A 14,463-nucleotide genomic window follows, 5' to 3' on the forward strand; every position below is an offset into this window, starting at 1 on the left:
TGACACCCTCCCTGGCTGCGTATGCGATTCACGTGTGGGCCGCACCGATCGACCACGTGAATGGCCGCCCCAGGCAGCCTTCCAGCATATGGAGCGCAGGCCCAACGCACAAGAGCCCGGCCAGCATCCGAAGATGCGGGCCGGGCTCGCGCGGTGCGGTGCTGACGCTTCCCGCGGTGCGGAGGCGCGTGACGCGGACGTCAGCCGATGCGGACCGACAGGCAGGTGACGCAGCCCTCGAGCTTCTCGAACTCGCTGATGTCGACGGCGATGACCTCGTAGCCCAGACCGCGGAGCAGGTCCGCCGTGCGAGGAGCGGCGGCTGAAAGCAGCAGGGTGTCGTCGTCGAGCGCGACGACGGCCACGCCCTCCGCCTCGGGGACGGGGAGGAACGACGGGAACAGGCGGGGTGCGTCGACCAGCGGCTCGTATCCGATGACCGTCCCGTCCGGCAGCGCCGTGACCTGCGACTTGAGGTGAAGGGTCCGGCTGACGGGGACGCCCACCACGGCGTATCCGAGGGGCCGGGCGATCTCGCGCAGCCGCTGGATCCCCGCCGCGTTGGTCCGACTGCTCGCACCGACGTAGAGCGTGCGCCCGACCTCGAGCACGTCCCCGCCGTCGATGGTCGCGGGTAGGTCGATGGACGTGAGCGCCAGGTCCATGTCCTCGAGCGCACGCTCGACGCCGGTCCGCTCGCCACGGCGCGAGTCGGCCCCGGACGTGAGCAGGACGGCTGTGGTCCCGAGCACGAGCACGGCGTCCTCCACGAACACCGAGTCCGGGTGGTCGTCGGCCGGCGGCACCTCGCGGGTCGACCATCCGTGCTCCTCGAGCGCGAGCACGTAGCGCTCCCACTGCTGGTCCGCGAGCTCGGCTTCCACGGGCCGGCGTTCCAGGTGCGTCAGCTCGCCGTCGGCGAGCCGCGATGACGGGATCCGCACGAGGGCGATGCGCTCCCGCTCGATCTCCCCGTCCCCCGCGGCGGCGAGTCGGATCCAGAGCCGACGGCCCAGGAGGATGGACGCCAGAGCGACGCCGAGCACGAACATCAGGTTGAGGCCGAGGAGCGTCTCGAGCAGCGGGCCGACGATGTCGCCGCTGACGGTGGCGCCCTGCCCCAGGGCGCCGACGAGGCTCCCGGTGAGCGCGCCGACCACTGCGGCAGCCACGGATCCCACGATGGACGTCCACAGACGCCGGTGCATGCCCACCCCCGCCAACGCGGCGAGGAGGACGAAGGCGACGAGCGTGTGCACCGTCCAGTAGTCGAGGAGCGTCACCAGCACGGCAGCGCTCGGCTGGTTGGAGCTGAAGAGCGTCAGGACGCTGAAGAGCAGGCCGATGATCGCCGACACGCCCGCGGACACGAGAGCCGCGGAGAGCGCCCTGCCGAGGGGAGCGTTCGACATCCCTGCGCGCGGTGGACGCGCCGCCGATGGGCGGACGCCGGTGGACATCGCTGGAGTCGTGGACGTTCCACCGTCAGCGGAGTCGACGGGCTGGCCGGGTGTGCGGTCGTTCTCGCGGGATTCGGTCACGAACGACGACGATAACGTCAGCCCTTATGACCGGCATGTGAGGGGGCTGACAGGAACGCGCCCGAACCACGGGGTAGCTCGAGTGTTAACGCAGAAAGGCCCGCCGCACGATGTGCGACGGGCCTCCCCGATCATTCTCAAGTTAAGTCCGGCGGTGTCCTACTCTCCCACAGGGTCCCCCCTGCAGTACCATCGGCGCTGAGAGTCTTAGCTTCCGGGTTCGGAATGTGACCGGGCGTTTCCCTCTCGCTATGGCCGCCGAAACACCTCATACACACCCCACAGGGCATGAAATCTGTGATGAATCGACCAGTCAAGCTGGTTGTTCAATTAGCACCCGACCGTATATCGGGAACCACATAGTGGACGCAAGCAAAGTGTTTTCAAGATATCGGCTTATTAGTACAGGTCAGCTCCACGAGTCTTTAGTCCTCGCTTCCACATCCTGCCTATCAACCCGGTAGTCTAGCCGGGAGCCTTCACCCTAAAAGGGATGGAAATCTCATCTCGAAGCCGGCTTCCCGCTTAGATGCTTTCAGCGGTTATCCGTTCCGAACGTAGCTAATCAGCGGTGCTCCTGGCGGAACAACTGACACACCAGAGGTTCGTCCATCCCGGTCCTCTCGTACTAGGGATAGATCTTCTCAAATTTCCTACGCGCGCAGCGGATAGGGACCGAACTGTCTCACGACGTTCTAAACCCAGCTCGCGTACCGCTTTAATGGGCGAACAGCCCAACCCTTGGGACCTACTCCAGCCCCAGGATGCGACGAGCCGACATCGAGGTGCCAAACCATGCCGTCGATATGGACTCTTGGGCAAGATCAGCCTGTTATCCCCGAGGTACCTTTTATCCGTTGAGCGACAGCGCTTCCACAAGCCACTGCCGGATCACTAGTCCCGACTTTCGTCCCTGCTCGACTTGTCAGTCTCACAGTCAAGCTCCCTTGTGCACTTACACTCGACACCTGATTACCAACCAGGTTGAGGGAACCTTTGGGCGCCTCCGTTACTCTTTAGGAGGCAACCGCCCCAGTTAAACTACCCACCAGGCACTGTCCCTGAACCGGATTACGGTTCGAAGTTAGATATCCAGAGTGACCAGAGTGGTATTTCAACAATGACTCCACCCGAACTAGCGTCCGAGCTTCACAGTCTCCCACCTATCCTACACAAGCCACACCGAACACCAATACCAAGCTGTAGTAAAGGTCACGGGGTCTTTCCGTCCTGCTGCGCGTAACGAGCATCTTTACTCGTAGTGCAATTTCGCCGAGTTCGCGGTTGAGACAGCTGGGAAGTCGTTACGCCATTCGTGCAGGTCGGAACTTACCCGACAAGGAATTTCGCTACCTTAGGATGGTTATAGTTACCACCGCCGTTTACTGGGGCTTAAATTCTCAGCTTCGCACTTGCGTGCTAACCGTTCCTCTTAACCTTCCAGCACCGGGCAGGCGTCAGTCCGTATACATCGTCTTGCGACTTAGCACGGACCTGTGTTTTTAGTAAACAGTCGCTTCCCACTGGTCTCTGCGGCCTTCAAACGCTTCAGGAGTAAATCCCTACACGCCTCAGGCCCCCCTTCTCCCGAAGTTACGGGGGCATTTTGCCGAGTTCCTTAACCACGATTCTCTCGATCTCCTTAGTATTCTCTACCTGACCACCTGAGTCGGTTTGGGGTACGGGCGATTGGAACCTCGCGTCGATGCTTTTCTCGGCAGCATAGGATCACTGATTTCGTCCGTGAGGACTACCCATCGGGTCTCAGGCTACATAGAAGACGGATTTGCCTATCTTCTGCCCTACATCCTTAGACCGGGACAACCATCGCCCGGCTCAGCTACCTTCCTGCGTCACACCTGTTAATACGCTAAACGCCCCAGCGTAGGGTCGTGTGCTAGGCCAAGACCGTCACCCCGAAGGGATCGAATCAAGGATTCAGACACTTAGCATTACTGGATTGTCTTGGGCGGTTCTTCATCGGTACGGGAATATCAACCCGTTGTCCATCGACTACGCCTGTCGGCCTCGCCTTAGGTCCCGACTTACCCAGGGCGGATTAGCCTGGCCCTGGAACCCTTGGTCTTTCGGAGGACGGGTTTCTCACCCGTCTTTCGCTACTCATGCCTGCATTCTCACTCGTGTGGCCTCCACGGCTGGTTCACACCGCCGCTTCGCTGGCCACACGACGCTCTCCTACCCATCCATACGGCTGGACCACGAAGGCCTGCCTATAATATAAATGCCACAACTTCGGTGGCGTGCTTGAGCCCCGTTACATTGTCGGCGCGGAATCACTTGACCAGTGAGCTATTACGCACTCTTTCAAGGGTGGCTGCTTCTAAGCCAACCTCCTGGTTGTCTATGCAACTCCACATCCTTTCCCACTTAGCACGCGCTTAGGGACCTTAGATGGTGGTCTGGGTTGTTTCCCTCTCGACGATGAAGCTTATCCCCCACCGTCTCACTGCTGCGCTCTCACTTACCGGCATTCGGAGTTTGGCTGAAGTCAGTAACCTTTTGGGGCCCATCGTCCATCCAGTAGCTCTACCTCCGGCAAGAAACACGCAACGCTGCACCTAAATGCATTTCGGAGAGAACCAGCTATCACGAAGTTTGATTGGCCTTTCACCCCTATCCACAGCTCATCCCCTCCATTTTCAACTGAAGTGGGTTCGGTCCTCCACGACGTCTTACCGTCGCTTCAACCTGGCCATGGATAGATCACTTCGCTTCGGGTCTAGAACATGCGACTCATACGCCCTATTAAGACTCGCTTTCGCTACGGCTGCCCCTCACGGGTTAACCTCGCCACATATCACTAACTCGCAGGCTCATTCTTCAAAAGGCACGCTGTCACACCAACAAGGGTGCTCCAACGGTTTGTAAGCAAACGGTTTCAGGCACTATTTCACTCCCCTCCCGGGGTACTTTTCACCTTTCCCTCACGGTACTTGTCCGCTATCGGTCATCTGGGAGTATTTAGGCTTATCAGGTGGTCCTGACAGATTCACACGGGATTTCTCGGGCCCCGTGCTACTTGGGATACTCTCCGGACAGGCGACGACATTTCGACTACGGGGTTCGCACCCTCTATGACTGGCCTTTCAAGACCATTCGTCTATATCGCGCTCATTGCCCTCACAGCTCGGTAGAACTGTACGGAAAGTCCCGCAACCCCGACCATGCAACTCCTACCGGATATCACACATGATCGGTTTGGCCTCTTCCGGTTTCGCTCGCCACTACTAACGGAATCGCTTTTGCTTTCTCTTCCTGTGGGTACTGAGATGTTTCACTTCCCCACGTTCCCTCTACCCGCCCTATATATTCAGGCGGGAGTCACCAGGTCACCCAAAGGGCCTGGCGGGGTTTCCCCATTCGGAGATCCTCGGATCACAGCTCTATTATCAGCTCCCCGAGGCTTATCGCAGATTTATACGTCCTTCTTCGGCTCCAGATGCCAAGGCATCCACCGTTTGCTCTTAGAATCTTGAAATCACATGAGATTGAATCGTTTCGCCTCCCCTAGAGGAGACAGAATTGACCAATGATCTATAAATAGATCTTTGTGATCCACCGGTAAACCGGTGAATCTAAGATGCTCGCGTCCACTGTGTAGTTCTCAATATACGGGCGGTACCCCACCACCATCCACAACAGGACGACGGAAAGGGTCCGACAAGAAACCAGACACACCCATAAAGGTGCGGCCCGGTCCCTCAGGACCCAACAGCGTGCAACATGCCCTCGACACACCAGACCGCGTTCCCACCCCACAAGGAGGCGTACTAGCAGCCCGACACATCAGCCGGCATCAATGTCAATGTTCCACCCATGAGCGCCACCGCCAGAACAGACGCCTGACGCGTGACTTGGCACCCTTGATCTCCCTGTATACAGAGGAGAGGTGCACATGCTCCTTAGAAAGGAGGTGATCCAGCCGCACCTTCCGGTACGGCTACCTTGTTACGACTTAGTCCTAATCACCGATCCCACCTTCGACAGCTCCTCCCTTGCGGTTAGGCCACTGGCTTCGGGTGTTACCGACTTTCATGACTTGACGGGCGGTGTGTACAAGGCCCGGGAACGTATTCACCGCAGCGTTGCTGATCTGCGATTACTAGCGACTCCGACTTCATGAGGTCGAGTTGCAGACCTCAATCCGAACTGAGACCGGCTTTTTGGGATTCGCTCCACCTTACGGTATCGCAGCCCTTTGTACCGGCCATTGTAGCATGCGTGAAGCCCAAGACATAAGGGGCATGATGATTTGACGTCATCCCCACCTTCCTCCGAGTTGACCCCGGCAGTCTCCTATGAGTTCCCACCATTACGTGCTGGCAACATAGAACGAGGGTTGCGCTCGTTGCGGGACTTAACCCAACATCTCACGACACGAGCTGACGACAACCATGCACCACCTGTATACCGACCTTGCGGGGCACACATTTCTGCATGTTTCCGGTATATGTCAAGCCTTGGTAAGGTTCTTCGCGTTGCATCGAATTAATCCGCATGCTCCGCCGCTTGTGCGGGCCCCCGTCAATTCCTTTGAGTTTTAGCCTTGCGGCCGTACTCCCCAGGCGGGGAACTTAATGCGTTAGCTGCGACACGGAGACCGTGGAATGGTCCCCACATCTAGTTCCCAACGTTTACGGCATGGACTACCAGGGTATCTAATCCTGTTCGCTCCCCATGCTTTCGCTCCTCAGCGTCAGTTACGGCCCAGAGATCTGCCTTCGCCATCGGTGTTCCTCCTGATATCTGCGCATTCCACCGCTACACCAGGAATTCCAATCTCCCCTACCGCACTCTAGTCTGCCCGTACCCACTGCAGACCCGAGGTTGAGCCTCGGGATTTCACAGCAGACGCGACAAACCGCCTACGAGCTCTTTACGCCCAATAATTCCGGACAACGCTTGCACCCTACGTATTACCGCGGCTGCTGGCACGTAGTTAGCCGGTGCTTTTTCTGCAGGTACCGTCACTTTCGCTTCTTCCCTACTAAAAGAGGTTTACAACCCGAAGGCCGTCATCCCTCACGCGGCGTTGCTGCATCAGGCTTTCGCCCATTGTGCAATATTCCCCACTGCTGCCTCCCGTAGGAGTCTGGGCCGTGTCTCAGTCCCAGTGTGGCCGGTCACCCTCTCAGGCCGGCTACCCGTCGTAGGCTTGGTGAGCCATTACCTCACCAACAACCTGATAGGCCGCGAGTCCATCCCCAACCGAAATTCTTTCCACGACCAGACCATGCGGCCAGTCGTCATATCCGGTATTAGCTACCATTTCTAGCAGTTATCCCAGAGTCGGGGGCAGGTTACTCACGTGTTACTCACCCGTTCGCCACTGATCCGCCAGAGCAAGCTCTGACATCACCGTTCGACTTGCATGTGTTAAGCACGCCGCCAGCGTTCGTCCTGAGCCAGGATCAAACTCTCCATAAATGCTTAAACGCACGACCACCCAAAAGCAGCCGGCACATCTAAAGCCAGACGTGAACGGGAATCGAACACGAACCAGCAAGTTTGAAACCGACAGAACAAATCATTACTGACTTGCTTGTTTGTTTAAATGTATTCCAAAGGAATCCGAAACGAGCATCCGAAGGACACCCGCAACGGGTATTTGGCATTTGACATTGTGCACGCTGTTGAGTTCTCAAGGAACGGACGCTCCCGACACCGACCATCACAGCCAGCCATCGGAGCTCACACTCCACCGCTCCCCGTGGGAGTGATCCAGACCATAAGGCCCAGCACTCACGTCGGAAGCAGAATCAGACCCTAGCTCAGTTGATGGTAAACACGCAACCCTTCAGGGCCACGGCAACTTCTGTTTCACCAGGATCCAGAACACCAGAACAACTCCGGAAGCTTCTCAGCTCCCCGCCCGTTCCGGCGACAAGAGGAGACATTACGCGGACCGCCCCACCCCCGCAAAACCACCCACATCCCGGGCGTGTCGCGACGGCTTCTGCCGGCGGCATGGCGGCGGCCCCCAGGGGACCGCCGCCGTGCCGGTCAGTGGAAGAAGTGGCGCTCGCCCGTGAAGTACATGACGACGCCTGCGGCACGGGCGGCCTCGACGACCTCCTCGTCGCGCACGGATCCGCCGGGCTGCACCACGGCGCGGACGCCGGCGTCGAGCAGGACCTGGAGCCCGTCGGCGAACGGGAAGAACGCGTCGGACGCCGCCACGGATCCAGACGCCCGGTCGCCCGCGCGCTGGACGGCGAGCTGGCACGAGTCCACCCGGTTGACCTGTCCCATGCCCACTCCCACGGACGCGCCGTGGTGGGCGAGCAGGATCGCGTTCGACTTCACCGCCCGGCAGGCCTTCCACGCGAACTCGAGGTCCGCGAGCGTCTGCTCGTCCACGGGCTCCCCGGTCGCCAGGGTCCACGACGCCGAGAGGCGCGTGCCGTCGGTCGGGAACGCGTCACCGGACTGGACCAGGTACCCACCCGAGATCTGCCGCGCCTCCAGGAGCTCGCGGTGGTAGCCCTCCGGGAGCGTCAGCAGCCGCAGGTTCTTCTTCGTCTTCAGCAGCGTGAGCGCGTCGTCGTCGAACCCGGGGGCGACGAGGACCTCGGTGAAGATCTCCTTCACCGTCTCGGCCATCCCCAGGGTGACGGTGCGGTTCGCCGCGATCACTCCCCCGAACGCCGAGACGGGATCGCAGTCGTGCGCGCTGCGGTGCGCGGCGGCGATCGCGTCCACCGCGCGGGGCGCTGCCACGGCGATGCCGCAGGGGTTCGCGTGCTTGATGATGGCGACCGCCGGCTCCGCGAAGTCGTAGGCGGCGCGCACCGCCGCGTCCGCGTCGACGAAGTTGTTGTAGGACATCTCCTTGCCGTGCAGCTGGGTCGCCTGGGCGATGCCCGCGCCATCCGGCCGTCGGTAGAGCGCCGCATCCTGGTGGGAGTTCTCGCCGTACCGGAGCACCTGAGCGAGCTCGCCCGCGACGTCCCAGCTGGTGGGCCAGGCGGAGCCACCCGGCTCGGAGGATCCCGTGCCGACGACCGTCGACCGGAAGTAGTCCGCGACAGCCCGGTCGTAGTCGGCCGTGTGCGCGAACGCCGCGGCCGCGAGACGCCGCCTCTGCTCGAGGGTGGTCCCCCCGGCGCGCACGGCTGCGATCACCTCGTCGTAGCTCGACGGGGACACGACGATCGCGACGTTCGCGTGGTTCTTGGCCGACGCCCGCACCATGGCGGGACCGCCGATGTCGATCTGCTCGATCACGTCCGACGCGGGGGCTCCCGACGCCACCGTCTCCACGAACGGGTAGAGGTTCACGACCACGAGCTGGAACGGGGAGATGCCGAGCTCCGCGAGCTGCACCTCGTGCGACTCGAGCCGGAGGTCGGCGAGCAGACCGGCGTGCACCGCGGGATGCAGCGTCTTGACGCGTCCGTCGAGCGCCTCCGGGAACCCGGTCACGTCCTGCACCGGCGTGACGGGGAAGCCCGCGTCCGCGATGGTGCTGGCGGTGGATCCGGTGGAGACTATCTCGACCCCGGCCTCCGCGAGCGCAGCGGCCAGCTCGAGCAGCCCCGCCTTGTCGCTGACGGAGACGAGGGCGCGCGCCACCTCGATGCCGTCTCGATCGCGGAACAGGGACGGGTCGTGACGGGGTCCGCTCATGCCGGGGACAGCTCCTTGAGGTCGATGGTGCCGAGGGAGATCGCGCGCACCGTGTCGACGAGGAGCCTGCGCTCCACGACCTTGATGCGCTCGTGCAGGGTGTGCTCGGTGTCGTCCGGCTCCACGGGCACGCGCTCCTGCGCGAGCACCGGCCCGGTGTCGACCCCGGTGTCGACGACGATGATGGACGCCCCGGAGCTCGTGGCCCCGGCGGCGATGGCGTCCCGGACCGCGTGGGCGCCGGGGAACTCCGGGAGGTACGCCGGATGGGTGTTGACGATGTGGGGCGCGAAGGCCGCCACGGCGCGCGGCGGGAGGAGCCGCATGAATCCGCTGAGGACCACCAGGTCGGGCTCCCACCCGGCGATCGCCGCCGCCAGCTCGTCGCCCCACGAGGCGCGATCGGGGAAGCTCGCGAACGGCACGGTGAAGGTGGGGATGCCCCGCTCCTCGGCGAAGCGGAGGCCGTCGGCGTCGCGATCGGCTCCCACCGCGATGACGCGCGCCGAGTACTCCGCGTGGTCGGCCGCCTCGAGGAGGGCGTGGAGGTTGGTCCCGCTGCCGGAGATGAGGACGACCACGTTGAGCACGCGCACAGCCTATCCGCGTCCCTCGGGGCTGCGCCGGACGAGGGGGGCCATGAGGCCCGAGACGAACATGCCCGCGACGGACGCCACGCCGATCTCGAGGAACGCGACCAGGAGGATCCACCCGCCTGACGGGCCGACGTCGGCCAGGCGCCCGGGTCCGGCGGCGCCGCCGGAGAGGACCGCGAGCAGGGCGAGCACCACCGCGCCGACGAGCCCCATGCCGAGACCCGCGACCAGGAACCACGGCCAGCGGCGCCCCTCGGGCTCGGGGATCCGGGCGACCCGCGGGGACAGCGCGACCGCGGCGACGAAGGACACGACGACCGGCACCAGGATCCCCAGGTACCCGAGGTCGAACGCACCCTGCGGCAGGATGCCCAGGACCGGGACGGACGGGATCGGGCCGACGGTCGTGCCGAGCGGGGAGATGGACGATCCGGTGCCGAGGGCGAAGCCGGGCCCGATGAGCCACGACGCAGCCCACATCACCAGGTTCGGCAGGAGCGCGATCTGCGCGAGCGTGAGGGCGATGCCGCCGACGATCCCCGTCTGCAGCGTCTCGTAGAGGGTGATCACGGTCGCGTACTGGAGGCCGAGCAGCACCGCGACGACCACGGCGGAGATCGCGACGACGCCGAAGGCCGCGGCCGCTCCCCCGCGCACGGCCGTGGCCGCCACGGAGGCCGCACCGTCCGGGAGGCGGTCGAGGGCGTCGCGAGCGCCGCGGATCAAACCGGCCGCCCGCCCGGAGGACAGGGACCCCCACCACCTACGGGCCCGCGCTCGATCGGCGCGTGCGATGCCGCCGACGAGGAGGCCCAGCGCGAGGACCAGGGTCGGGAGGATCGTTCCGCGGACGACGGCCGGGGAGACGCCGTCATGCTGCGCCGCGAGCGCGAGGCCGAGGGACAGCACGGCGGTCGTGGCGACGGCGGAGAGCGCGCCGACGCCGGGGTGGTCGGTCTCGACGATGCGGCGGCCGGCCCGGATCCCGAGGAGCAGCGTGAGGAGCGCGAATCCCAGGGGCGCCAGCGTGAGCGCGAACGGCGCGTCGACGCCCGGGAGGCCGAAGGACGAGGCGAGCGACGGATCCAGCGACGCCGTGAGCGGCACGCCGTGGCCGAGGAGCCACAGGTCGACGGCCGTGCGCGCGAAGACGCCCCAGTCGATCTGCAGGTCGTACTGGCCGGCCCACAGCGCGGTGAGCGGCACGAGGGGCAGGGCGACGCCGACCCCCACCACCAGGAGCGCCTCGAGTGCCGCGAACAGGGCGGTTGCGTGTCGGTTCATGCCTCGACGACCCTACCGGCCGGGCAGTGCGCGACCCGTCCGGCGCCGGGCGCGCCGGGGCATCCGCGAGTCGATCCGCGTGGGGAGGACCCGGGCACGACGACGGCCCGCATCCACCGGGGATGCGGGCCGTCGTCGTGCGCTCGCGAGCGCCGCGCCGCTACAGGGCGGCGAAGACCTCGCGGAGGAGGTTCGCCGTCTCGGTCGGCGTCTTGCCGACCTTGACGCCCGAGGCCTCGAGGGCCTCCTTCTTGCCCTGGGCCGTGCCGCTGCCGCCGGAGACGATGGCGCCGGCGTGGCCCATGGTCTTGCCCTCGGGGGCGGTGAAGCCCGCGACGTAGGCGACGACCGGCTTGGTGACGTGGGCCTTGATGTACTCGGCCGCGCGCTCCTCGGCGTCGCCGCCGATCTCGCCGATCATGACGATGGCGCGCGTCTCCGGGTCGGCCTCGAACGCCTCGAGGGCGTCGATGTGCGTGGTGCCGATGATCGGGTCGCCGCCGATGCCGATGGCGGTCGAGATGCCGAGGTCGCGCAGCTCGAACATCATCTGGTACGTGAGCGTGCCCGACTTCGACACCAGCCCGATGGGGCCGGCCTCCGTGATGGTGGCGGGGATGATGCCGGCGTTCGACTTGCCGGGGCTGATGATGCCGGGGCAGTTCGGGCCGACGATGCGCGTCTTTCCACCCGTGCTCTTGGCGTGCGACCAGAACTCGGCGGAGTCCTTGACGGGGATCCCCTCGGTGATGACGACCGCGAGCGGGATGGCCGCGTCGATCGCCTCCACCACCGCGCTCTTGGCGAAGGCCGGCGGGACGAAGATGACCGACACGTCGGCACCCGTCTCGGCCATGGCCTCGGCGACCGAGCCGAAGATCGGGAGCTCGACGCCCTCGATGGTGACCGTGCTGCCTGCCTTGCGCGGGTTGACGCCGCCGACGACCTTGCTGCCGGACGCGAGCATGCGGCCCGCGTGCTTGGTGCCCTCGGAGCCGGTGAGGCCCTGGACGATGATCCTGCTGTTCTCGTCGAGAAGAATCGACATCTATCTGTTCCTGTTCTCTCTCGGGAGTTAAGCGGCGGCCAGCTCGGCGGCCTTGTCGGCCGCCTCGTCCATGGTGCCGACGACGGTGACGAGCGGGTGGGCGCGCTCCTCGAGGATGCGGCGGCCCTCCTCGACGTTGTTGCCGTCGAGGCGGACGACGAGCGGCTTGGTGGCGGCGTCGCCCAGCTTGTCGAGCGCGCCGACGATGCCGTTCGCGACCGCGTCGCACGACGTGATGCCGCCGAAGACGTTGACGAAGACGCTCGTGACCTGCTCGTCGCCGAGGATGACGTCGAGACCGGCCGCCATGACCTCGGCCGACGCTCCGCCGCCGATGTCGAGGAAGTTCGCCGGACGCACGCCGCCGTGCTGCTCGCCGGCGTAGCTGACGACGTCGAGCGTGGACATGACGAGGCCCGCGCCGTTGCCGATGATGCCGACCTGGCCGTCGAGCTTCACGTAGTTGAGGTCGGACTCCTTGGCCTTGGCCTCGAGCGGGTCGGCTGCGGCCGCGTCCTCGAGGGCCGCGTGGCCCTCGTGCCGGAAGCCGGCGTTCTCGTCGAGCGTGACCTTGCCGTCGAGGGCGATGATCTCGCCCGACTCCGTGAGGACGAGCGGGTTGACCTCGACGAGCGTCGCGTCCTCGTCCCGGTAGACCCACCAGAGGCGCTCGAAGACCGGCGCGACCTTGGCGATGAGCTCCTCGGGGAACGAGGCGGCGCGCGCGATCTCCTCGGCCTTGGCGGCGTCGATGCCGGCGACCGGGTCGATCTCGATGCGGGCGAGCGCCTCGGGGCGCGTGACCGCGAGCTCCTCGATCTCCATGCCGCCCTCGTAGCTCGCGAGGCAGAGGTAGGAGCGCTCGGCGCGGTCGAGGAGGATCGAGAAGTAGAACTCCTGCGCGATGCGGGCGCCGGCCGCGACCATCACGCGGTGCACGGTGTGGCCCTTGATGTCGAGGCCGAGGATGCCCTCGGCGGCCTCGAAGGCCGCGTCGGCGCTCTGGGCGACCTTCACGCCTCCGGCCTTGCCGCGGCCGCCGGTCTTCACCTGCGCCTTCACGACCACGGTGCCGCCCAGCTTCTCGGCCGCGGCGCGCACCTCCTCGGCGGTGTCGGCGACGATCCCCGGGAGGACCGGGACGCCGTAGGACTCGAAGAGGTCCCTGGCCTGGTATTCGAAAAGATCCACGCGTGTCATCCCATCCGCACCCGCGCTCGGCGGTCATGTGCGTCGTTCGAGGCTGCGGTGCCACGACCGTCTGGCGGCGGCACCCGGTGTGTTGCGGCTGGTCGACGCGCCCGCCGCCCACCTGCGTGGGCCGGCCCGCCGCGTCGACGACCGTGGAGAGCCTATCGGGTCGCGGGTGCGCCGGCCCGGGTGCGCGCGGGCCGTGCGCCGACGCGCGATCCGCGCCCTGGGGAGGGAGACTGGGCGGATGAGGCCGAGGACGCACCCCGCATGCCGGCCGGACGGATCCATCCGCGATCTCGCGGGCGAGGGGATCCTGCTGGCCGCGGGGGGACGGGCCATCCTGCTCCAGATCGCCGACCCGTCCGTCGCCCGCGGCGTGGCCGAGCACAGCGACTTCGCGTCACGACCGCTCGACCGGTTGGAGGGGACGCTCGGCTACGTCTACGCGGTCGTGTTCGGCTCACCGGACGAGGTCGCGCGCGCCAGGCGGATCGTCGGTCGTGCGCACGCGCCGGTCCGGTCGGCGGCTCCCGCGGCCGACGGATCCGCACCGGCCTACTCCGCGTACGACCCCGACCTGCAGCTGTGGGTGGCCGCGACGCTGTACGACTCGGCCATCACGATGTTCGAGCTCTGCTTCGGCCGGCTGCCCGAGGAGGCCGCCGACCGCGTCTACCGCGAGTACGCCGTCCTCGGGACCGCGCTGCAGGTCCCCGAGAGCCGGTGGCCCGCTGATCGGGCGGCATTCCGCGCTTACTGGGAGGACCGGATCGCGACCCTCGATCCGACCGCGGACGCGCGGAGGGTCGCGCGGACGCTCCTGGGCGGACGGGTCGGGTCCCCGGTCGTCCGGGCGGTGATGCCCGTCGTCGCGCTCGTGACGGCGGGGCTGCTGCCGCCTCGCCTCCGCTCGGGCTTCGGGATGCGGTGGGATGCCCGGCTCGAACGGCGCCACGCGCGGCTCCTGGCGTCCGTCATCGCGGTGTACCGGGTGCTGCCGCGTGCCGTCCGCGAGGCGCCCCGCTCGGTGATCACCCGCAGGTACCTCCGCCGCGACGCCGGGTAGCCGTCGCCCGGCCGCTCCTGCACAGGCGCACGGCCGGGGATCCCGTCCCCGGCTCGCCGACCTGCGCGCAGCGGCGCCGCGGTG

7 protein-coding genes and 3 rRNA genes are annotated in these 14,463 nt (G+C 65.4%); 1 reads left to right on the forward strand and 9 read right to left on the reverse strand.

Annotated features, from left to right (window positions below; translation table 11 throughout):
* Positions 1-200 precede the first annotated feature (200 nt).
* The 9 genes from ddaH to sucC all read right to left on the reverse strand — a co-directional run bounded on the left by ddaH (position 201) and on the right by sucC (position 13,310).
* Positions 201-1,412: a dimethylargininase gene (ddaH, locus tag NL142_RS13305; RefSeq protein ID WP_435080126.1), complete on the reverse strand. Its 1,212-nt coding sequence runs from the start codon at positions 1,410-1,412 to the stop codon at positions 201-203.
* A gap of 275 nt (positions 1,413-1,687) precedes the next feature.
* A 5S ribosomal RNA gene (gene rrf, locus NL142_RS13310) occupies positions 1,688-1,804 on the reverse strand.
* Between the two features lie 116 nt (positions 1,805-1,920).
* Positions 1,921-5,040, reverse strand: a 23S ribosomal RNA gene (locus tag NL142_RS13315).
* 428 nt (positions 5,041-5,468) lie between these two features.
* Positions 5,469-6,989, reverse strand: a 16S ribosomal RNA gene (locus NL142_RS13320).
* Together the 16S, 23S and 5S rRNA genes form the textbook arrangement of a ribosomal RNA operon.
* A 576-nt stretch (positions 6,990-7,565) precedes the next feature.
* Positions 7,566-9,191 (reverse strand): bifunctional phosphoribosylaminoimidazolecarboxamide formyltransferase/IMP cyclohydrolase, encoded by a 1,626-nt coding sequence (purH, locus tag NL142_RS13325; RefSeq protein ID WP_435080127.1) that lies wholly within the window; start codon positions 9,189-9,191, stop codon positions 7,566-7,568.
* Entirely contained in the window at positions 9,188-9,781 is a 594-nt protein-coding gene (gene purN, locus NL142_RS13330) for a phosphoribosylglycinamide formyltransferase (protein ID WP_435080128.1), read from the reverse strand. The genes purH and purN overlap by 4 nt, the downstream gene beginning before the upstream one ends.
* Positions 9,782-9,790: 9 nt before the next feature.
* On the reverse strand, positions 9,791-11,071 hold the full coding sequence (locus NL142_RS13335) for a cell division protein PerM (RefSeq protein WP_435080129.1): 1,281 nt from the start codon (positions 11,069-11,071) through the stop codon (positions 9,791-9,793).
* Between the two features lie 160 nt (positions 11,072-11,231).
* The gene (gene sucD / locus NL142_RS13340) at positions 11,232-12,119 is read right to left on the reverse strand and encodes a succinate--CoA ligase subunit alpha (protein ID WP_012039236.1); all 888 of its coding nucleotides are present in this window, start codon (positions 12,117-12,119) and stop codon (positions 11,232-11,234) included.
* A gap of 27 nt (positions 12,120-12,146) precedes the next feature.
* A complete protein-coding gene (gene sucC, locus NL142_RS13345; RefSeq protein ID WP_094114572.1) occupies positions 12,147-13,310 on the reverse strand; it encodes an ADP-forming succinate--CoA ligase subunit beta in 1,164 nt (387 codons plus the stop codon).
* Between the two features lie 247 nt (positions 13,311-13,557).
* Here sucC and NL142_RS13350 point away from each other — a divergent pair, with 247 nt between their 5' ends.
* Positions 13,558-14,379, forward strand: a complete 822-nt coding sequence (locus NL142_RS13350; protein ID WP_435080130.1) for an oxygenase MpaB family protein — start codon at positions 13,558-13,560, stop codon at positions 14,377-14,379.
* Positions 14,380-14,463 lie beyond the last annotated feature (84 nt).

Origin of the sequence: Clavibacter quasicaliforniensis (genome assembly GCF_051201715.1) — a bacterium.
GTDB classification, from domain to species: domain Bacteria; phylum Actinomycetota; class Actinomycetes; order Actinomycetales; family Microbacteriaceae; genus Clavibacter; species Clavibacter seminis.